Source organism: Agrobacterium sp. CGMCC 11546 (assembly GCF_013365515.1).
GTDB lineage: Bacteria > Pseudomonadota > Alphaproteobacteria > Rhizobiales > Rhizobiaceae > Agrobacterium > Agrobacterium fabrum.
In genome coordinates this window covers 1,172,799-1,194,115 of the sequence record NZ_CP047388.1, presented here as the reverse complement: position 1 = coordinate 1,194,115, position 21,317 = coordinate 1,172,799, and the positions used below count along the sequence as shown (strand labels likewise).

Sequence of the window (21,317 nt, the reverse complement as noted above, 5' to 3'; positions counted from 1 at the left end):
ATGGACAATCGCCCCCTTGAAAGCCGCCGCCGCTCGGCTATCGAAAACATCTATCCGCTGTCACCCATGCAGGAAGGATTGCTGTTCCACTCCATCGCCACCCCCGACGAAGGCGTCTACGTGCCGCAGATCGTCCTTCAACTGCGGGGCGCCGTCGATCCGCAAATCATGCATGATTGCTGGAGCGAGATGGTGTCGCGCCACGCGGTTCTGCGCACCACCTTCCACTGGGAAGAAAGGGACGAACCGTTTCAGGTGGTCCACAGCGATGCCGGCCTTGCCTGGTCGCAACTGGATTGGTCCGGTATCGATGTGGAGGAGCAACAGGCACGCCTCGCCACACTTTTATCCACCAACCGGCGGCAGGCCTTCGATCTGAAGACGGCACCGCTGATCCGCCTGCAATGGATCGATTACGGCGGCGAAAATTCGCGTCTCGTGCTTCAGTACCACCATATCATTCTCGACGGATGGTCGGCGGGCCGCATCGTCGAAGACGCCTTCCGGACCTATCAGAGACGATGCGGTTCATCACGTCCGCCACTGCCCGCACCGCGGCCCTATGCGGATTATATTGCCTGGCTAAAAAGCAGGAAACGTGAAGCGACGCGTGCGTTCTGGACGGATTACACGGCGAAGATCGAGGTGCCGTGCAGGATGACCCGCGACGCCACCGGCGGCGAGGCCGATTTCTCCAGTCATCACCTGAGCTGCGATCCCGCAGTTTCCACGCAGGCAGCAAAACTGTGCAGAGACATGGGGATTACCCCCAATACCCTGCTACAGGCCGCGCTTGCCATCGTCATCGCCCGCAAGACCGGCAGCAGACATGTCGTCTTCGGTGCGACGACAGCCGGGCGACCTCCCGAACTCCAGGGTGTGGAAAACATGGTCGGCCTGTTCATCAACACGCTGCCGGTCTGCATCGACGTTGAAAATGGCTCTCTTGCCCCGTGGTTGCAAACGTTGCAGCAACGCCAGTCCGCCTGTGCCGAGCACGACTATCTTCCGCTACGCGAAATACAGGCCGGGCGGGGCGATCTTTTCGACTGCCTGCTGGTCTTTGAAAACTATCCGGTGCCGCGGGATATTACGGCGGAGGCGACATTCGCCGTGACCGGCGTCGAGGTCGATGAATGGACCCACTATCCCCTCACCCTGTTTGCCGTTGCCGACGCCGCGAAGATTTCGATTTCCGCTCGCTACGATAGACGGCGCATTGCCGAGCAGGAGACGGAGGCATTTCTACATGAGCTTGGCGCGACAATCGGCGAGATGGCCGGCGGCATTGCAACGGTTCCACACGTTTCCGCTGCGGACGCAAGGACTGCCAATCTCGCCAAGCCCGCGCTGCCTTCGGGGACGGAAACACCTAATGATCAGCCCCTCCCCGCTACCGCCTGGACGGAAACGGAAGAAAGGATTGCCCGGATATGGGCAGAGGTTCTGAAGGTCGAAGCCCCGCGCAACAGCGATAATTTCTTCGACCTCGGCGGCCACTCGCTTCTGGCAGCCAGGGTCGTCAACCGGGTGCGGAGAGAATTTGCGATCAGTTTTCCCGTAAAAGTCCTGTTCGACCGTCCGGTCCTTGCGGCATTTGCGGCTTTCATCGATGCGCTGAAGGCAACCGCCGCACCCGTCGACGAGCACAATGCGATTGAAATATGATGAGAGGAGCCCCGATGACACTTCGTCCCCGGTTGATCTGCCTTCCGCCGGCTGGCGCCGGCCCGAGCCTGTTCCGGTCATGGGTACAGAATTCTGAGAGCATCTTTGACGTCGTACCGGTCGCCTTGCCGGGTCGCGAGGCGCATTTCACCAAGCCACTGCCGCACGATATCCAGAGCCTTGCCGACCACGTCGCAAACGAAATCACAGGGCTGCTGCAGGCTCCTTATGCCCTGTTCGGTTATTCCATGGGCGCAGTTGTGGCCTATGAGCTGTTACGGCACCTGTCACTCCGGCGCCTGCCGCTCCCCGACGCCTTCTACATTCTCGGCTCCAACGCGCCCGATCGCGTCCTTGAAGGACGTGAGCCTATCCACAGCATGACGAGCGAGGATTTTCATCAATCGCTGGTCGAGATCGGCGGCACGCCGGATGAAATATTGCGCGACAGGGAGGCCATGGCCCTGTTCGAGCCGGTTCTGCGCAATGATTTTCGCATTTGCGAAACCTATGAATTCACCCCCCCGCATCTGCCGGTTACATTCCCAGTCCATGTCTTCGTTGCCGATGCCGACCATCTCGTCAGCTGGAATGCGGCAGGTGCATGGGAAAAATGTATCGGACAAGACATCACGATGCATGGGATCGAAGGGTCGCATATGCTCGCGCCACAGGCCTTCGCACACTTCATTGGAAAACTGGGCCAATTATGGCAAACCGATCAGGTGCAGGCTTGCGCTGTTTCAACCAGAACTGCATGAGCCTGATTTGCGACGCCAAACTGATGGATGCGGCAGACAATGAGAGATCATGAGACAGCCGGCGTCTCCGCCGCCGATAGTCTGACGGAAGCGACTGCCCTCCAGCAGTCCATGTGGCCGGAGGTGCCTTGCAGCGCCGGCTCGATGCTTGCCGGCTGGACAACGTCCGCCGCGCTGTTCTCCAGCCCCTCGGCGCTGGAAGAATTCCTGGACTATGAGGGATCCTTCGATCCCGGCGTCGATCTCAAGAGCCGCGCCGCATTCCTGATGAGCGACTATTGCTACATTTTTTTCATGGCCACGGTTCCGCTGCTGGTGGGCCGCGGCGTGGTGCCGGATATGTCGCCCGAAGCCGTTTCATTGCAGTTCTATACCCATCATGGCGAGCATGACGGGGAACCGATGACGGTGCGGCGGGCACACGTCCGGCTGTTGTCGCCGCAGATCTTTACGGATCGGGATGCCGGACCTTTTTCGACGGTCACGGACCATGCGGGCCTTTGTGAAAGGTTCCGCATCGGCGTTGAGCAACATTTCCATCCGCTGGTGGAAGCATTGGCAAAAAGGACCGGGTTTTCGAAAAATGCGCAATGGCGGCTGGTGGGAGACGCGATAGCCGGCAGATTTCTCGATGTCGGAAGACGTTTCGGCTGTCTCACCGAGGCGATGGCCTCGGCCATGGCGATCGTCAAGGTACAGGGATCGCCGCTGAACAACCGCCAGCTGGGTTATTTCGACCTCACCCTGCATGACAGCGCCTTAAAAGAACCCTTCACCTACACGTTTCGCGCGCGCGGTGGATGCTGCAGGTATTATACCGTAGAGGGTGCGGAAAAGTGCCCCACCTGCGTCCTGAAGTCGCACGAAGAGCGTGACGACATTCTTCTCCAGGAAATGCGCGCCCATTTCTGCCTAAAATAAGATTATTATTTTCAATAATTTTTTTTACTCGGGAGTCCCATAGCGCCGCCTTTGATCGTCTTCAGCATGAGTGGGCGGATGTTGCCGCCTTTTGTCTGAAACGCTTATCAAGTGCGCGGGAGCGGGGGCTTCAATGGAATGCAAGGGAATTAACGGCAGAACGGCTAGAACCGGACTGGGGGGATGGGTAGCGCTGCTGCTCACAACTTCGGTTTCTGCTCTGGCGTTGAATGTGCCGGCCGCAGCCCAGACTGTCGCTCAGGCCAGCACCGCGCCTCGGCAGATTTCCATTGCTGCCGGGCCGCTGACCTCCGCGCTCAATCAGCTTGCCACGCAAACCGGCCTGCAGATTCTCTTTGACGGATCCATTGCCAATGGCAAAACGTCTCGCGGCGCCAGCGGCAATCTCACACCCTCTCAGGCGCTCGCCGCGGTGCTAGCAGGAACTGGTGTCCAGTCGCGGTTTGCCGGCCAAAACCAGATCGCCCTCAGCCTTGCGGCGGCACCTGCCAATGCCGCAGCCGTGGCTGCCGACGGTACAACCCAGCTGCAGGCCATCACGATTTACGGTTCACGCAACGCCACGACGCTTGCCAGCACATCCTCGAGCATCGGTATCGTCAACGCGGAACAGATCTCCGACGGACAGATAAGGAGTTTCCGCGACAGCTTCCGCCGCATGGCGAACGTCATGGATGGCGACTGGGCGGATGCCGGTTTCATCATTCGTGGCGTCAGCTCCGAGGGCCTTGTTCCCGGTGGCGCGCCTCTTGCCACACTTTACATTGACGGCGTTCAGCAAACGGTGCGTGGCGCGCGTCGCGGGGCACGCGGGCTGTTTGACGTCGAGCAGGTCGAGGTCTATCGCGGCCCGCAGTCCACCCTGTCGGGGCGCGCTGCCATGGCCGGTGCGATTTATATAAAGACCAAGGATCCCACCTTCGAAAAAGAAGCGGAGCTTTCGACCACGATCGCCACCGGCAATCTCTACGGTACCGGTTTCATGTTCAATACGCCGCTGGTGGACGATCAGATCGCCATTCGCATGTCTGGCGAGATTCAGCGTAGCAAGAACGACATCAATTACCCGACCTTCGAGCGTTATGAGAACTATAACGAGTTCACCCACGACTTTTATTACCAGGTCCGGGGCAAGGTGCTGTTTGAACCGGCGGAAATGCCGGAAACGCGCGCCCTTCTCAGCTACTCGTTTTCACATGACAACCCCGCTGTTCGCGACATTGGCGGCCCCGCTGGCTCCATTCCCTTCAGCTTCGACCAGAAACGCGGCGATTATCTGCTTCCGGCCTACATAGAATATCGCCCGACCGACGTGCATAATGTCGGGCTGGAAGTAACGCATGACTTTTCAGACGAGCTAAAGCTGACGTCACTTTCGGCCTTCAGCTATTCCGACGCCGATCGTCTCTCGGTCAATTATGGCACGCCGGGCGAAATCAACACCTATCACGGCTACTACAAGGAATGGATCGCCTCCCAGGAAGTTCGCCTCAATTATGAAGGTGAGAAATGGGACTGGGTCGGTGGCGTCTATTTTTCTTATGAAGATGAGAAGAATTTCTACGATCGTACCATTCCGCTGACCGCTACTGTCAACCGCAACCAGGTTCAGCACAACACGCAGAAATCGTTCAATGCCGCCCTGTTCGGAGAGGCGACATACGAGTTCGTTCCGACGTGGAAAATCACCGTCGGCGGCCGGTTGGACTATACGGATCAGGATATAACCCAAAATCTGGTGCGGACCCAGCCTCTTGGCGGCGCGAAAACCGTTCTGACGGACTACGCCGCGTCGTTCAGCGAGGTCAATTTCGTACCGAAAATCGGCCTTTCGAAAGAACTGACGGATACACAAACTGTCGGGATTACCTATTCCCAGGGTTTCCGGACAGGTGGCGCAAGTTACGATTCCTATCGGCGAACGGCCTACAACTACGAACCCGAAACGGCGTCGACCTACGAGATTTTCTACAAAGGCTCGTTCATGGATGACCGGCTGACCGTAAATTCAAACGTGTTCCTCACCAAATATTCCGACCAGCAGGTTCTGATGCAGCTCGATCCGACGGATCTGCTAAGCCGGCGCATCATCAACGCCGCCTCGTCGGAAGCATGGGGCTTCGAATTCGAGCCATCGTTCAAGGTCACTGACAACCTCGAAACCTTCGCATCGCTTGGCTACGTCCATACCGAGTTCAAGAACTTCAACGATCTGACCTATGGCAATCTGTCCGGCCTGCCATTCCCGGAAGCGCCGGAGTGGTCGCTGGGTCTTGGTGCCCGCTACACCTTCGATAACGGCGTCTATGTCGGCGCGGACGCCAAATATACCTCGAGCTACCTGGCACGTCTGGGCAGCCTGCCGCATGATTATCTCGACAGCCGTTGGATCGTGAACCTGCAGGCGGGCTACAAGACCGAAAGGTGGGAAATCAACGCCTTCGCGCAGAACCTGCTGGACGAGAAATATTTTGTCTACAACGACAACGATATTGCCGCCACGCTCGGCGAGCGCCGCAGCGTCGGTCTGAACATGAAGGTCAAATTCTGATGTATTTCCTGCGCGGTTCCATGCCGCGCAGGCTTCCATTTCTGGAGTAATGAATGATCCTGCGGTCGTTTCTCATCTTGCTGATGGGACTTTTTGCCTCCGGCGCCTCGGCGCAATGTTCGGGCCGTTCCCTCACGACAGGCGTATATGGCGCACCGGTCTGCGTGCCGGACACGCCCCGCAGGATCGTCGTGCTCGATCCCTTCTATAATCTGGGAATGGCGCTTGAACTCGGCCTGCCTTTGGTCGGCGCACCGCTTATGTCCGTTCAGGACCATGAACTGAAGGAAAAAGCCGACAAGGCGACGGTCTCCGATATTGGCGAGGCCCGGCAGCCCAGTCTCGAGCGCATCGTGGCTCTTAAGCCGGACCTGATTGTCGGGGACGCAGCCCTGCACGGCCAGTCCTACCAGAACTTCGCCAAGATCGCGCCAACCGCGCTCATTGATGCAAAGAACTGGAAAGACCATTTCCGCACATTGGCGCTCCTTTCGGGAAAAAGTGATGAGGCCGCGCAGATGCTGGCCGGTTACGAAAAACGTGTTTCCGCCATCAGAGAGAAGACTGCTTCCCATACGGTATCGGTATTGCGGGTGACACCCAGCGGTTTTCATGTCTATCTCGACGGTCCGGCCGCCTATGCGCCCTATGCGGTTCTTCGTGACGCCGGCGTAAAACGCAGCACCTACGAAACGACTGACGACAACACGGTCTTCAAACGGCCCGAATGGGAGGACCTCGCCCTCCTCGACGGGGACATCCTGCTTTACGTCGTTGCCGGCAGATACGATACGACCATGGACGATGCGCTTGCCGACCGCACGACCAGCAACCCCTTCTGGCAAATGTTGCCGGCAGTCGCATCCGGGAACGCCCACCGGGTAAAGCGCGAAACATGGATGAGCTTCAACGGCATCGGCTCCGCCAACAAAGTTCTCGATGACATCGAGCAATATCTGCTGGACAAGCCGTGACATCGTTTCGCGGACTATCGAAGGCGGAAAGACCGATACATCCTCGCCCGGCGGAATTTTTCTGCTCGGTCCTGCTTCTGCTCGCCATCGCTGGCCTGCTGGTTTCCGCAATGCTGGCAATAATGGCTGGCCCGGCGCCCCTTTTACCGTCGACCGTGCTCTCTGCAATCTTCCACTTTGACGGCTCGCGTGACCATCTCGTCGTGACGTTGCTACGCTTGCCTCGCGTCGCGGCGGCCATGATCGCGGGTGCGGGCCTGGCCGTTTCAGGCGCAATCATGCAAGCCGTGACAAAAAACCCTCTGGCTTCGCCGGGGCTCCTCGGCATCAATGCCGGCGCGGCTTTTGCAGTCGTCGCCAGCCTGTCGATCATGGGCGTTTCGGGCGACGCGCTGGTCTGGTATGCCTTTGGCGGCGCGGCTTTCGCTGCGTTCTGCGTTTTCTTCATCGGTTCTATCGGCCGTGTGGGCGCGACCCCGCTGATCATGGTGCTGGCCGGAGCCGTGGTCGCGACATTCCTCACATCCCTGACCACGGCAATTCTGATCTTCGACCAGACGACACTCGATGCCGTGCGCTTGTGGACCGTCGGTTCCTTAAGCGGCCGGACGATGGAGCACGTCTTCGCCGTCGTGCCATATTGGCTTGCAGGCTTGCTCGGATCACTGCTGCTCGCCCGTCATCTGACGACACTCAGCCTTGGCACCGATGTCGCCACGGCACTTGGTCAGAACCTCCCCCTCTGGCGCAGCCTGTCGGTCGTGATCGTCATTCTCCTCTCCGGCAGCGCCGTTGCACTTGTCGGGCCTGTCGGCTTCGTCGGCCTCGTCGTGCCGCATATCGTTCGCCTCGCCATCAGCGTGGATTACCGGTGGGTCATTCCCTTCAGCGCCGTCATCGGTGCGATCTTGGTTGTTATCGCCGATCTCGCCGGACGGATCATCCTCGCCAACCAGAGTTTCCCCGTCGGCGTGACGATGGCCCTGATCGGAGCGCCATTTTTCCTTTGGCTGGCGCGTTATCGCGCGGGGGCAGGCAGGCCGTGACACGCGCAATAACTGTTCTGATCATTCTCAACCTTCTGGCCGTCATTGCCGCCATGATCTGGGGTGACCAGTCGATTGCCTGGCGTGATGTCGCCAATGCACTCGTCGGCAGTGCGCCGGCCGATCTGCACATGATCGTTATCGAATTCCGGCTTTCACGAGCAATGCTGGCTCTGCTCGCCGGCACAGGCCTTGCCGTTGCGGGCACAATCTCGCAGACCGTCATGCGCAATCCGCTGGCAGAGCCCGGCGTTCTGGGTATCAATGCAGGGGCGGCGCTCGTCGCAAGCGTGGTTATCATTCTTTTTGCAGATGTTTCGCCAACCATCCTGCCCTGGGCGGGTTTTGCGGGGGCCGTCACGATGGCGGCAGCCGTCTACGCGCTCGCCTGGAAACGTGGCACGTCCTCTCTTCGGATCATCCTCGTCGGTATAGGCCTCAGCGCCATGGCCGGCGCGGGAACCAGCTTTCTGACCGCATTTGGCAATGTCATGGATGTGCAGCGGGCAATGATCTGGCTTTCGGGCAGCGTCTACGGCGCTGACTGGACCAAGGTCAAAAGCCTTCTGCTCTGGCTTTCCGTTCCGCTGGCTCTCACCTGGTTCTCCTGCCGGCAGCTGGACCTCATCCGTTTCGGCGACGATGTGGCGACCGGACTTGGACAGAAGTTCAATCTCGTGCGTGCATTCCTGATATTGCTCTGTACGCTGATATCGGGCGCCACCGTCGCGATGGTGGGACTGGTGGGGTTTGTTGGCCTCATCGCCCCGCATGTTGCGCGGCGAATCGTTGGCCCTGCCCATCGGGCCCTCATTCCGGTTGCCGCTCTGACAGGCAGCCTTTTGCTGTTGGTCGCCGATATTATCGGCCGCACGGTCATCGCACCGGCGCAGCTGCCGGCCGGTATCGTCACAGCCCTGCTGGGGGCTCCGTTTTTTGCCTATCTTCTGAAGGGCCGCCGGCATGCATGAAGATTATCGCCTCGCGACACGCAATCTGTCCCTTGGATATAACGGCGCCGTCATTGTCGAAGACCTGAATCTGAAAATTCCGTCCGGGCATTTCACGGTTCTCGTCGGGAAAAACGGATGCGGCAAATCCACGATATTGCGTGCACTCGCCGGACTTCTCAGCCCCATGAAAGGCGAGATATTTCTGGACGGCACATCGACGCGGAAAATTCCATCGCGGGAACGAGCAAAACACATCGGCGTCCTCACGCAGGGGCCGCAGGCTCCAGAGGGATTGTCGGTCACCGAACTGGTCCGGCAAGGGCGTTATCCCCATCGCAGACTGTTCGAGCGCTGGTCCAGCCGTGACGAAGATGCGTGCACCCATGCTCTCGACCTGACCGATATGACATCGCTTTCGGACCGTCCGGTAGAGGCTCTCTCCGGCGGCCAGCGGCAGCGCGCCTGGATCGCGATGACGCTGGCCCAGGAAACGGACATCCTTCTTCTGGATGAACCGACGACTTTCCTCGATCTCGCCCACCAGATTGAAATACTCGATCTCATCAGGCAGCTTGTGCATGATCAGGGCCGCACCATCGTCGCGGTCCTCCACGATCTCAACCAGGCGGCCCGTTACGCCGACGAAATCGTTCTTGTCAGGGACGGCAGGATATTCGACGCTGGCGCCCCAGGTGCCGTCATCACGGCGAAAAATGTCCTTGATGTCTTTGGCGTCAACGCCGTCATCATGCCGGATCCGATTTCGGGAACACCGATGTGCGTGCCCATTCCATCACAGACCCAAGGCAAGTGACCTGTGGCCGCCACGCAACATTCCCTGGGTTTTTCGTAAAAGATAGTTTTATCTCCCGCCTTTGCGCGCATTCGCCCGCAGGCCAAAAGATGCAATGAATCCAGACATAAACATGATAAAAATTGTCCTCTTTTAAACGTCAAGGGGATTTTTTACGGCTCCGACCTTAAATCATTGCACTTGCATCGCTTTTTACCCGTGACTAGAAATTGGCCCACCGGCGATGAAGGTCAGAACTTCGATGCCGGCTGATGACCTGCTTCGGACAAACCTTAAGGAGAGCACCCGGTTTGTGCTCTGTGTCCGCCTTCAGTTGTCACACCTTGCAGATTGCGGAGGTTCAGGAAAGCAATGCGGACGTCGACGGCCAGCCTCAATGAAAATGACGGAACCGACCTGTTGAACAGGGCGATCGTCGAGCACTACGGCGACATCATCAAGGCCGTGGGGGGACGCAGCCGCTCAGACGGGGCGGCGCGGGAAATCGTTCACGATCTCTACGTCAAACTCGCCTTGCAGCCCGATGCACTGTCCGGCAAGCGATCCATAAAGGCGTTCCTGTGCCGCGCCGCTTCGAATATGCGGATCGACCGGATAAGACGGGAGCAGTTCGAATCCAGACTTTTTTCCGGTTCGGATGAAGATGCCAGGGGAGTGTTTGCGGCGGATAACGCACCCGATCAGGGATTGGCTGTCGAGGCGCGGCTGACGGTGCTAAAACAGGCAATCGCCGACCTGCCCGAAAAACGGCGCACGGCCTTCGTGCTGCACAGGCTTCATCATCTTTCGCCGGACCAGATCGCCTCCAAGCTTAAAATTTCACGCAATATGGTCGACCGGCACCTCCGGCGCGCGCTCAGCCATTGCCTCGACCGGCTTTTTGAAATGGAGTAAACATCCTAATCAACACAGCTCATTCGTCTACACATGGAAGAGCATAATTGGAGCGTTCCGTGCAACGTAGACGTCTGACGCGTGATCAGCGCAAACGAAACAGAGAGGCAGCCGACTGGGTGTTTCGCAACCGCGACCCGGACCAGCCCGAAACGGAGTTGGCGGAGTTTCGTCGCTGGATGGAACTGGATCCGGAGAACTGTCGGGCCTACACGGCGGCGAAGCGCATTCTCGGTGAAGCGAGAACTGCGATAAGGTCTGATGCCGGGCTTCGTGAGGCACCGGTTTCATCCTCATCGCGCGGCCGCAACGCGATCATCTCCTCGGTCGTCGCGATCGCCGCCGCCGGAACACTGTTTATTGCTCTGGATGGCCCGATGCGCATGAGTGCGGATATCATGTCCGGCACCGATGAGATGCCTGAAGTGACACTGGAGGATGGCTCCCGGGTTCAATTGAACGCGTCATCTGCAATCGCGCTCGATTTCACCAGCGAGCGACGGACCGTCCGGCTCCTGCGAGGGCAGGCATTCTTTCAGGTAAGCCCGGATGCGAAGCGACCTTTCTCCGTCAGCGCGGACGACACCCTGGTCACAGCTCTCGGCACGGCCTTCGATGTGCGCCAGAGCGCCACGGACACCCGCATTGCCGTGACGGAACATTCCGTGCGCGTCGATTTCAAGGCGCAGGGAGCCCTTCCGGTGAAAGTCGGGGAAGGCGAAGAAGTGCTTCACTTGAACGAGACAGGGAAAAGCACGATCCGGAAAACGGATGCCAACACGGCGCTGGCCTGGCGCCGGGGCCAGCTTACCGTGGACAACATGCCCCTCTCCTACGTGATCGAGGAAATACAGCGGCATTTTCACGGGCGCATTGTCATAGGAAACGAAGCGACCGCACGGCGGGTCGTCAGCGGCACACTTTTCGTGACCGATACAGAAAGCGCGTTGAATTTCCTGCGCACGGCCCTCAACATCCAGACATACAAGATTGGTCCCATCATCGTCGTCACGTCCTGACTTCGGCAGAACGGGAGATAGGCTAGCCGGGCCTCGTCGTTTTCTTCCAAGCAGGTGGTATGCCGAACTGGTTCCTGTTTTCCAGCGTATCCGTCAGCCAAGCATTGGCGTTTCGGTGGCAGACCTTACTCGACAAAAATCCGCACACTCGAGGCACGGCCATCGGCGTCAATCACCGTGAGCGTCGAAAACCCCTGCCCCTCCGGTCGCCATTCGCTATTGCGGCGATGAGAGGCATCCGGCAAAGGCAAGCCGTTGGCGAGCCAGCGGAACGGCGCGCGCCCGCCCTGCAGCTTCAGCACCAGCGGTGAAATGCCGGACTGGCTGGAAAGCTCGACCCGCGCGCCCTCCGGCGGGTAGACGATGCGTGGGGCGCTTTCCCGTCTTGAGGCCGAAAGCAGGCCGTTTGCACTCGTGGTAAAGCGCCGCTGGTTGGCGGGGAGGTCGGTTACGGCAACGCGCGCGACACCGGAGGGTGGGCCAGGCATCGACGTCACGGCCACGCCGGATTTTGCGAAAGCCTCGAACAGGATGGGAGCAGCCGTCGCATAACCGGCAATGCCCGGCACCGCGCCATTATCGGCGCGGCCGACCCAGATGCCGATAACATGCCGCCCGTCATAGCCCACCGACCAGGCGTCGCGATAACCATAGCTGGTGCCGGTTTTGTAGGCGATGCCGCGCTGTTTCATGCCGAGCGGCGGAAGGACACCGGAGAGTATGTCGGTGACGTTCCAGATTGCGGCATCGGAAAACAGCCGATCACCCTCCAGTCGTTCGGGGACAGTGCGGACACCATCACCCAGCCGCATGGGATCCCCGCTGCCGGCAAGCCCGGCATAAAGCTGCACCAGATCAACCAGGGAAATGCCGGCACCGCCGAGCGCAATGGCAAGCCCAGGTGCCTCATTGGCCGGAAGCACCAGTTTTACGCCCGCCCGCCGGAACCGCACCATCAGCGCCGAGGGGCTGACGGCATCAAGCAGCTTGACCGCCGGCACGTTGAGGGACAGTTGCAGCGCCTGGCGGATACTGACATCACCCTGATAATGCATGTCGAAATTGCGTGGCCGGTAACCGGAAAAATCAGCCGGACGATCCTCGATGATGGTTTCCTGCCCGACAAGACCATCTTCGAAGGCAAGGCCATAGATGAACGGCTTGAGGGTGGAGCCCGGCGAGCGCACCGCCCGGCTCATCTCCACGAAACCGCGCCGCGCCGTATCGAGATAATCTGCCGAGCCGACCTCCGCGAGGATATCGCCGGTCTGCGCATCGGCCATGACAATGGCGACGGAAACCTTGTCACCAAGCTTTTCCGCCGCATGGCGGGCAACGCCCTCTAGTTCCCGCTGGATCGGCAATCTCAGTGTCGAACGCGCCTCTCCGGTATTTTGAAATTTCGCGCGGGCGGCAACCGCCATATGTGGCGCATAGGACGGCAAGTCTCGCCGGTTGACCGGCACCGCCGCCAATGCCGCCCGCTCCGCCTCTCCTTCACCCACCACGCGCTCCACGGCAAGCCGTTGCAGTACTCGCTCGCGTGCCTGCTTTGCCGCCTCTGGAAAACGGTCCGGGCGCCGTTTTTCCGGCAATTGCGGTAGCGCTACCATAAGGGCCGCCTCCGCCGTATCAAGCCGGCCCGGTTCCTTGCCGAACCAGGCGAGGCTTGCGGCTCTGACGCCTTCGAGGTTGCCGCCATAGGGGGCGATATTCAGATAAAGATCGAGAATCTCGGCCTTATCCAGCCGTCTCTCGATCTGGAGCGCGCGCGCAGCCTGTAGGAATTTAGCAGAGAAAGATCGGTCGGCGCGCGGCTCGATCAGCCGCGCCACCTGCATGGACAACGTCGAGGCGCCGGAGACGATCCGGCCGTTGCTGGTCAATTGCCAGGCGGAGCGCAGCAATGCCCAGGGGTCGACGCCGTGGTGATCGTAAAAGCGCTGATCCTCATAAGCAACCAGCATGCGCAGGAATTGCGGATCGACCTCCGCAGCCGTGGTTTTCAGCCGCCAGCGGCCATCCGGTGTCGCGAAGGCGCGTAACAGCTTGCCATCGCGGTCCAGCACCTCGAAGGATCGCTCTCGCGCAGCCTCCAGCGGCGGCGGATAGGCCTTGTCGAGCGCGTCAAGACCGAAGGCCGCGCCGCCGAGAAGCAACGCGGCCGTCATGATGCCGGCGATGACAGCCTTTTTCCGCCTCATGGGGTTGCCGAGCGCACCTCCATGCGGCCGGTTGCCGTGCGGGCGGCAAATTGCGGCCGGTACATATCCTCAACCGAGGCTGCCGGATGGTCATAGGTGCCCGGGGTGACGGCGCGAACCACATAAGCGAGCGCAATCTCCGAACTGTCACCGGCCGAGCGGTCGAAGGCCGCGACGAAACGGTCGTAGCGGAATTCCGTATGCGCGGCTTCCGTTTCCGGCAACCAGTCGAAATTCGACAGTTCCGCAGAATTGACGAGACTCGGATTGTCGATTTCGAAACCGGAGGGCAACAGATCCGTTACCAGAATGCGCGACTGCCAGTTATTCTGCGGCACCACATTCAGCACCACCACATAACGCTCGTTCTGCGTGACCTCGCTCGGGTTCACCTCCTCGCCATCCATGGAATAATAGGTGCGGGTGATGGTGAAGCCTTCGCCACCGGCGGCAAGCGGCTGCGCCGGCGGTGCCACGGTGGTGACGACAGCTGTGACCGGATCGGCCGATGCATTGGCGATCTTCAAGGGTGCGGCCAGCAACTCGTCGCCGCTCATCCGCTTGCCGAAACCGCCGGTCTGCAAGTCACCGTTCACATCGAGGCGGATATCCTTGTCCTCGCCTTTCACGGCGCGGGCGGCGAGCAGCATCCAGGCCTGTTCCTGGGTACTGGTATAGGGCTTCTTTTCCCATTCCTTCGCCACGGCACCGGCAAGCTGCGGCACGACGGCCGGAACCGGCCGGCTCTCGGCTGCCAGCGCCAGCGTCGCAGCACCATCGCGCAGGGCCGAACCATAATCTGCCCGCGCGAGGCTGACATTGGTGGCACGGCTTGCCATGTCTAGCGACGCACCGAACACGGCCTTCGAACGGGCCTGATCACCATAAAGCGATAGGGCTGCGGCAACCTGCGCCTTGGCAAGCGGCGTCGGGAAATCGGCGAGCGCCGTATCCGCATAATAACGCAGATCGTTGATCGCCGCCTTGCGGTTGCGCGCCAGCACATAAAGCGAATAGGCAATCTCGTTGCCGCGATCCTTGACATTGCTGTCATAGGACAAGCCGTTCTGCAGGCTGTTCAGCGCCTGCACCATGGCCGCTTCGGGAACATCGTAGCTCTGTTCGCGGGCACGGGTCAGGAAGTCGGTGATATAGGCATCGAGCCACAGATCGCCGTAACCCGGCGACCAGAGGCCGAAACTACCCGAACTCGACTGGAAGGACAGCACGCGGTAGATCGCCTCCTGCACCCGCTTGCGGGTATCAGGATCTTCGGCCATGCCGCTATCCTTGGTCAGTTCCGAGACGTAGAGCAGCGGCAAAGCCCGGCTCGTGGTCTGTTCGGCACAGCCGTAGGGGTATTTATCCAGCATCATCACCAGCGCCGGAATATCAAAGGCCGGCGAGCGCGTGACGTTGACCGCGACGGAAGAGCCGAGCAGCATGCTGTCGGCCAACAGATCGCCATTGATTGTCAGGCTACTATTGGGCGCAATCTTGATTTCGCGCCGCGTCGTGACCGGCAGAACGGCCGGGCGCACCGGAACATTCAGCACCTGCTCCAGAGAGACACCCGATGCGTTGGAGACCTTGATGGTGATCGCACCATTGCCGGGCTGTTCGCCCGTCAGCGGAACGGTCAGCGACGACTTGCCGCCTTTTTGAAGCGCCAATGTCTGCGACATCTCGCCCTGATCAACCGTCAAGGCCGTGTTGCTTGTCACGTCCAGCCGGTAATCGCCGGCCTCGCCATCGGTATTGGCGATATCGAGGCGCAATTGCGAGACATCGCCGGGTGCGAGGAATTTCGGCGCGCTGGCGATGACCACGACGGGATCACGAATGATGGCATCGGAGACCGCATGGCCAACACCCGTCTTCGTCCAGGCCACAGCCATGATGCGAGCCGTGCCGTTAAACTGCGGAATATCAAAGCTGATTGTCGCCTTGCCGTCACCGTCGAGTTCCACCGGACCGGCAAAGAAGGCCACCAGTTTTTCGGTGGGCGGGCTGCCCTGAAGGGCCGCCCCTGCGCCATCGCCGCCGGTGCGCAACCGGCCGGTGGCGCCAAGCGAACCGTCGATCAGGCGGCCATAGAGGTCGCGGATTTCGAGCCCCAGCCGGCGCTGGCCGAAATACCATTCATCCGGCTTTGGCGGCTCATAGCGGGTGAGGTTCAATATGCCGACATCCACCGCCGCAACAATGGCATAGGCTTTTTCGCCCACGCCAGCGCCCGCAACGGTGATGGGAATTTCAAGCGGTTGGCGCGGCAGCGTCTTCTGTGGCGCGCCGAGGGTGACGGCAAGCTTGCGCTCGGCCGGATCGACGGCAAGCCATTTGATGCCGATGGCGCGCATCGGCATGCGGCTTTCCTGCGCATCGCCCGGACGGAACAGCGTCGCCGTGACGTAAGCACCTGCACCCCATTCCTCGGTGATCGGAATATCGATCTCGCCGCTATCCGCGCCGATTTCGGCATTCTGAACGGAAATCAGCTTCTCGGAACCTGATGTCACCATCAACTCACCGGCAAAACGCGAGGACACCTTGAGTTTAGCCGTATCGCCAATCTTGTAGCTCTGTTTGTCCAGCGCGATTTCCAGCGCATCCGGCGTTTCCGTCGAGCTTGCCTCGACGTAGAAACCGGCATCAAATTCGACGCTGGAAACCGGCGCGCCATTGCCGGCACCTTCCACTTCCAGCCGGTAACGGCCCCAGGTGACGGGCACGGAAATCTCGCCGCCATTGGCATCGACGGACAGGGTGCCGGTCTCCTGCTGCTTGGTGTATTCCACCGGCTCGTAACGCCAGGAGTTGCCCTGACGATACCATTGATAATTCCGCTCGACCTTGATGAGCTTCCAGGTGAGACCGTTCATCGCCTGCTTCGCGCCATCGGCGTTGACGCCAATGATGTGGAAACGACCAACGGAATTCTGAGCGAGATCGCCGGAGAATTGCGGCTTGATGCCGATGACAGGTGCTTCCGCCTTGATGGGCAACGTCAACGAGCGCTCGACGGCACGTCCACCCGCCTCTTGCATACGCACGGTGATGTTGGCGGAAAGAAGCTGGGTGGTGGAGGGCAGATCTGTCAGATCAACGTTGAAACTTGCTTTGCCTTCTTCGTCCAGCACCGGCAGATCGGCAAGCGTCGTGCGGTTTTCCTCTTCGCTTTCCTCATCCGCCAGACCGAAGAAATAACCTTCGAAATCCGTGGTCGTACGCGTCGGTTTGATCGCGATCTCACCTTCCAGCGTCAAGCCGGCGGCCGGGGCGCCATAGAGATAACGGCCATCGACGTCGATTGCCGTTTCCGCGCCCGGATCGATCTGTTTTGCCTTGCTCGAAAGGTCGAACTCGGTGCGGTCAGGCACGAAATCGTCAACGAGGAAGCTCTTTTCGCTGATGGCAGCCGTCTTCGGATCAGTATGGATGCGCAGCGTCCAGGTGCCGCGCATGGCATTTGCCTGCAACGGCAGATCGACCGCGTGGCCGCCCAGCGCCTTGCCGTCGCTGACGAAGCGCCGGTCTTCCACGCCATCGGGACGCGAGAAGATAAAGGTAAGCGGCAGATCCTCGATTGCCTTGCCATCGACATCACGGGCAAGCGCTGCGGCATGTACGGTCTCGCCGGCGCGGTAGATGCCGCGTTCCGTCCAGCTGAACACGTCGATGGCACCAGGTGCCGCACGTCCCGTCACGCCACGATCTGAAAGATCGAAGCCGGCGCGGGTCATGTCGAGGAAGACGTAATCCTTGTCGCCATTGCGTGCGGTCAGGATTGCGGGCGCCTGCGCAGCGGTGCCGCGCATCAGGCCGGCCGAGAACACCGCGCGGCCATCCGCGTCGGTCTTTGCCGTGCCCAGCACCTCGTTATTCTTGGCAAGCAGTTGCAGATCCACATCCGCAAGCGGCTTGGCACTGCCGAGTGCACGGACAAAGACGTTGAGCCCGTCGGTGCCGGCATAGGTCGTAATGCCGGTATCGGAGACCAGGAACCATTGCGTGGCGCGCGAATCCCATGTTTCAGGTGCTACGCCCGGAGGCACGGCAGTCAGCACATAGATGCCGGGTTTGCGCTCCGGCAGGGCCTCATCCACCGGAAAACTCGTCACCACATCCTTGTTGAGGTCGGGCTTGATCTCGATCGAACCCTGCCAGACGAGTTCGCCGATCTCGTTTTCGATACGGTCGGCATTATAGCCGTCCATCTGCGTCAGGAACTGCGAGTTGGAAAGAAGCGAGGTGATGTTGCGGTCGCCGACGCGATAGAGCTTCAGATCGGCCTTGTCGGCATTAACAGAGACGATCGGGATACCACGGCGAGCAGTGCCCGGGAGAACGAAATTCTCGCCCGTGAAGCGCACGGTCGCGGCGCGGTCGCGCACGTAAATATCGAGATTGACCTGCTTTTCCAGCGGCTCTTCCACAGAAGACGGCAGGCCGGCGCGAAACGCAATCTTGTAACGCTGGCCATGGGTCAGGCCTTCGATACATATCTCGCTGCCCTTCGCTTCGATGGCCTTGGGGGCGGCACCATCGAGCGTGATGAAGGAGGAATAATCGACGCCGTTCTTCACCAGCGGTTCGGAAAACTGCACGCAGGCGCGCGGGCTGACGCTATCCGTATCCACCGTGTTGTTGATGACACGGAAGCCCTGGCGGGTACGTAGATCGGCATAGGCCGCTTTTATCTGTGCATCATCGGTGAGCGCAAGGCTCTCCTTATAGGCATTGAGTGCCGCGCGATAATTCTGGGTTCTCTCAAAAGCCTTTGCCAGCCGGTTCAGGGCCTCGGTGCGGGCGCTGACCGTGCGGCTCAGCTGATAGGCATTGATGGCGGCAGACGCCGCCTGCCCGGCAATCGAATAATTGTCGGTGACCTGCACTGCCTTTTCCGACAATTCCGCCCAGAGCGCGCCGTCTTCAGGCGTGATCGCAAGAGCCTGTTTATAGCTCGTGACCGCATCGGGAATATTGCCCGCCGCTGCCTGCTGCCGCGCCGTCTGCACGAGGGCTTCCACGCCCTGTTCACCTTCACCGTCATTTGCCGCAAGGCCGGATTTCAGCCGGCGCGCTTCCTGCTGCAGGCTGTCCGTGACGAAGGAGAGGCGCTGCGGCGCGCCGATATCGGCCTCCGTCGCCACGTCCACGATCTTGCCGGCAACAGCGCCGGGGAAGGCGTTCAGCTGATTGAAATCCGATTTGAGGAAGCACCATTTCACCTTGGGATTGTAGGTGAAGGCCTTGCAGGCTGCGTCGCCGACGCAAATCTCGCCGCATTGTTCCAGCGAGACATTCTGCTCCGTCCGGAGATCAAAGCCGAAATAATCGCCGTTCTGGGTGGTTACCACCTTCCGCGAAGGTTCTGCTGCCGTGGCTGGAAGAAAAATGAAGGCGGTAGAGACCGCAACCAACGAGACCCGGACAAGAGCGCGCAACGACATCAGTATTCTCCCCGCAACAGACATGTCGGGCGGGACTCTGGTCAAATCCACGCATGGTTGTCAACGCATCTTCGTCAATTCGCGACATGACAATCTGTGGAGAGCGAAAGAACGGGAGATTAGTCTTCTATTTTGCGCGCTTCTGAAATCAGCATGATCGGCACGCCGTCACGGATCGGGTAGGCGAGCCTCGCGCTTTCGGAGATGAGTTCGTTGTGGGTCCGGTCATAAGAAAGACGGCCCTTCGTCAAAGGGCAGACCAAAAGCTCCAGCAGCTTCGGATCGACATTGCTCATCCTGTCGTCCATGGCGGAGGTCCTATTGCAGCACGGTGCCGCCCTCGCCCGAGCCTTGGGCAAGAACGATCTCGGTGATGGCGATCAATGTTTCGGCCCGCGTCTTCAGGTCGGGCGCTTCCAGCAGCGCCTGTTTTTCGGCCGGCCCGAAAGGAGACATCATGGAAAGGGAATTGACGAGAACACGATTGCCCGCCCTTTCGACGCTTTCCCAATCCGCCTCCAGCTGGTTGGCATCCAGAAATGCGCGGAATACCCTGAGCAGGTTTTCGCGATCTACAGCCTCCTCGTCATATTCGCCGGTGAGATCGGCGATGAAGGGCGCATGCCGGAAGCTGCGATAGGGCTCGCTGCCGGCGACCTCCTCCAGCAGGCGGAAGCGGCAGACACCGGTGAGCGAGATGACGTAACGGCCATCACCCGTCTCGGAAAAGGAAGTGATGCGGCCGAGGCAACCGACGGCGCTCAGAGGCCCGCCTTCGATCCCCGCCTCGATGACATGAAGGGCCGGCTGCACCATACCGATGAGACGGTGGCTCGCGAGCGCCGTGTCGATCATGGCGAGATATCGCGGCTCGAAAATATTCAGCGGAAGATGCCCTTCCGGCAGAAGCAGTGCGCCCGGCAATGGAAAGACCGGCACGGTTTTCGGCAGGTCGTCGTTCTTCACGTATCTCGCATTTCCGACATGCATGGGATCAAGCCCCCTGTTCATTGCTGCCCGGCCGGCGGCTCAGCCGCCAGGGCCGGGATATGCCCGCATTACGAAAACAGTATCGCCGAAAGCTTCCGGCGGCCGGCAATACTTGCCGGATCCTTGAAACCCCAGGACTCGAAAAACTCCAGAAGCTGGCGGCGCGCGCCGTCATCATCGAAGGTCCGGTCCTTGCGCATGACGTAAAGCAGATGGTCTGCCGCTTCATCACGCCGCCCCTGCGCATTCAGCACCTTGGCGAGCTTCACCCGCGCCTCGTGATGATCAGGATTTTGCGCGAGGTCTCGCTCGAGTGCGACCGGATCACCGATTTTACGGGCTTCTTCATATTGCGCGATCTTTTTCGAGACGAGCTGAATGCCCGCATCGTCATTGAGTTCGGCAGGAAGGGAGGAAAGCAATTCGCTGGCCCGCTCATATTGACCGGCGGCGATCATGCATTCGGCGATACCGGCAATCGCCGCGGGGTTTTCCGGATCGGCCTGCATGACGGCGCCGAAGAGCTGCGCCGCGCCATTAAAATCGCCATCGGCCAGAAGCTGCTTCGCCTCGGAGAGAGCAGCCTCGATCTCGGCTTTAGGATCACCGGCATCCGGGCCGGCGATCTTGTCGATGAACTGCCTGATCTGACTTTCCGGAACGGCACCCATAAAGCCATCCACCGGCCGGCCATCGGCAAAAGCGACGATGGCGGGAATGGACTGGATGCCGAGCTGGCCGGGAATGGACGGATGATCGTCAATATTCATCTTCACGAGCTTCACGCGGCCATTCGCCTCGTTGATGACCTTTTCGAGCACCGGCGTCAGTTGCTTGCACGGGCCGCACCAGGGCGCCCAGAAATCCACCAGAACCGGCTGGCGGCGCGATTCTTCGAGAACGTCCTTGGAAAAACCCGCCGTCGTCGTATCCTTGATGTGGCCGGAGGCCGCGCCGTTCAGCTCGCCATTATGATGCGCGCTTGCGGTCATCTGCCCGCCATAAGAACCGCCGTAGGGGTTATTCGTGTCGCTCATGCCGGTCTCCC

General features: G+C 60.0%; 15 protein-coding genes. 10 read left to right on the top strand and 5 right to left on the bottom strand.

All coding sequences use genetic code 11. The features are described 5' to 3' along the window. From GSF67_RS20180 to GSF67_RS20135, 10 genes are all read left to right on the top strand, one after another. Positions 1–1,668, top strand: a complete 1,668-nt coding sequence (locus GSF67_RS20180; RefSeq protein WP_006310325.1) for a condensation domain-containing protein — start codon at positions 1–3, stop codon at positions 1,666–1,668. 14 nt (positions 1,669–1,682) lie between these two features. After that, positions 1,683–2,429, top strand: a complete 747-nt coding sequence (locus GSF67_RS20175; RefSeq protein WP_006310323.1) for a thioesterase II family protein — start codon at positions 1,683–1,685, stop codon at positions 2,427–2,429. A 39-nt stretch (positions 2,430–2,468) separates the two neighbouring features. Further along, positions 2,469–3,350 (top strand): ferric iron reductase, encoded by an 882-nt coding sequence (locus GSF67_RS20170; protein WP_006310321.1) that lies wholly within the window; start codon positions 2,469–2,471, stop codon positions 3,348–3,350. A 133-nt stretch (positions 3,351–3,483) separates the two neighbouring features. Continuing rightward, the gene (locus GSF67_RS20165; RefSeq protein WP_006310319.1) at positions 3,484–5,922 is read left to right on the top strand and encodes a TonB-dependent receptor; all 2,439 of its coding nucleotides are present in this window, start codon (positions 3,484–3,486) and stop codon (positions 5,920–5,922) included. A gap of 53 nt (positions 5,923–5,975) precedes the next feature. Beyond that, positions 5,976–6,896, top strand: a complete 921-nt coding sequence (locus GSF67_RS20160) for an iron-siderophore ABC transporter substrate-binding protein (RefSeq protein WP_006310318.1) — start codon at positions 5,976–5,978, stop codon at positions 6,894–6,896. Next, complete coding sequence (locus GSF67_RS20155) at positions 6,893–7,942, top strand: iron ABC transporter permease (RefSeq protein ID WP_006310316.1); 1,050 nt, start codon at positions 6,893–6,895, stop codon at positions 7,940–7,942. Before GSF67_RS20160 ends, GSF67_RS20155 begins: the two co-directional genes overlap by 4 nt. After that, entirely contained in the window at positions 7,939–8,913 is a 975-nt protein-coding gene (locus tag GSF67_RS20150) for an iron ABC transporter permease (RefSeq protein ID WP_006310314.1), read from the top strand. Before GSF67_RS20155 ends, GSF67_RS20150 begins: the two co-directional genes overlap by 4 nt. Then, positions 8,906–9,709 (top strand): ABC transporter ATP-binding protein, encoded by an 804-nt coding sequence (locus GSF67_RS20145; protein ID WP_006310312.1) that lies wholly within the window; start codon positions 8,906–8,908, stop codon positions 9,707–9,709. Before GSF67_RS20150 ends, GSF67_RS20145 begins: the two co-directional genes overlap by 8 nt. A gap of 351 nt (positions 9,710–10,060) precedes the next feature. Continuing rightward, entirely contained in the window at positions 10,061–10,603 is a 543-nt protein-coding gene (locus GSF67_RS20140; protein WP_006310310.1) for an RNA polymerase sigma factor, read from the top strand. A 47-nt stretch (positions 10,604–10,650) separates the two neighbouring features. Beyond that, the gene (locus GSF67_RS20135) at positions 10,651–11,622 is read left to right on the top strand and encodes a FecR family protein (protein WP_006310308.1); all 972 of its coding nucleotides are present in this window, start codon (positions 10,651–10,653) and stop codon (positions 11,620–11,622) included. 125 nt (positions 11,623–11,747) lie between these two features. On the opposite strand, the gene pbpC is transcribed toward GSF67_RS20135, so the two are convergent. The 5 genes from pbpC to trxA all read right to left on the bottom strand — a co-directional run bounded on the left by pbpC (position 11,748) and on the right by trxA (position 21,306). Then, entirely contained in the window at positions 11,748–13,826 is a 2,079-nt protein-coding gene (gene pbpC, locus GSF67_RS20130; protein ID WP_006310306.1) for a penicillin-binding protein 1C, read from the bottom strand. Beyond that, complete coding sequence (locus tag GSF67_RS20125) at positions 13,823–19,279, bottom strand: alpha-2-macroglobulin family protein (protein WP_006310304.1); 5,457 nt, start codon at positions 19,277–19,279, stop codon at positions 13,823–13,825. The genes pbpC and GSF67_RS20125 overlap by 4 nt, the downstream gene beginning before the upstream one ends. A 119-nt stretch (positions 19,280–19,398) precedes the next feature. Beyond that, complete coding sequence (locus tag GSF67_RS20120; RefSeq protein WP_006310303.1) at positions 19,399–19,587, bottom strand: Trm112 family protein; 189 nt, start codon at positions 19,585–19,587, stop codon at positions 19,399–19,401. 10 nt (positions 19,588–19,597) lie between these two features. Next, entirely contained in the window at positions 19,598–20,269 is a 672-nt protein-coding gene (locus tag GSF67_RS20115; RefSeq protein ID WP_006310302.1) for an LON peptidase substrate-binding domain-containing protein, read from the bottom strand. 68 nt (positions 20,270–20,337) lie between these two features. Further along, on the bottom strand, positions 20,338–21,306 hold the full coding sequence (trxA, locus tag GSF67_RS20110) for a thioredoxin (RefSeq protein ID WP_006310301.1): 969 nt from the start codon (positions 21,304–21,306) through the stop codon (positions 20,338–20,340). Positions 21,307–21,317 lie beyond the last annotated feature (11 nt).

Excerpts from the sequence above, each read along its gene's own strand:
- GSF67_RS20145 (WP_006310312.1), top strand. The coding sequence starts at position 8,906 with ATGCATGAAGATTATCGCCTCGCGACACGCAATCTGTCCCTTGGATAT.
- GSF67_RS20125 (WP_006310304.1), bottom strand. The coding sequence starts at position 19,279 with ATGTCGTTGCGCGCTCTTGTCCGGGTCTCGTTGGTTGCGGTCTCTACC.
- GSF67_RS20140 (WP_006310310.1), top strand. The coding sequence starts at position 10,061 with ATGCGGACGTCGACGGCCAGCCTCAATGAAAATGACGGAACCGACCTG.
- trxA (WP_006310301.1), bottom strand. The coding sequence starts at position 21,306 with ATGAGCGACACGAATAACCCCTACGGCGGTTCTTATGGCGGGCAGATG.
- GSF67_RS20180 (WP_006310325.1), top strand. The coding sequence starts at position 1 with ATGGACAATCGCCCCCTTGAAAGCCGCCGCCGCTCGGCTATCGAAAAC.
- GSF67_RS20175 (WP_006310323.1), top strand. The coding sequence starts at position 1,683 with ATGACACTTCGTCCCCGGTTGATCTGCCTTCCGCCGGCTGGCGCCGGC.
- GSF67_RS20170 (WP_006310321.1), top strand. The coding sequence starts at position 2,469 with ATGAGAGATCATGAGACAGCCGGCGTCTCCGCCGCCGATAGTCTGACG.
- GSF67_RS20120 (WP_006310303.1), bottom strand. The coding sequence starts at position 19,587 with ATGGACGACAGGATGAGCAATGTCGATCCGAAGCTGCTGGAGCTTTTG.
- GSF67_RS20165 (WP_006310319.1), top strand. The coding sequence starts at position 3,484 with ATGGAATGCAAGGGAATTAACGGCAGAACGGCTAGAACCGGACTGGGG.
- GSF67_RS20160 (WP_006310318.1), top strand. The coding sequence starts at position 5,976 with ATGATCCTGCGGTCGTTTCTCATCTTGCTGATGGGACTTTTTGCCTCC.
- GSF67_RS20115 (WP_006310302.1), bottom strand. The coding sequence starts at position 20,269 with ATGCATGTCGGAAATGCGAGATACGTGAAGAACGACGACCTGCCGAAA.
- pbpC (WP_006310306.1), bottom strand. The coding sequence starts at position 13,826 with ATGAGGCGGAAAAAGGCTGTCATCGCCGGCATCATGACGGCCGCGTTG.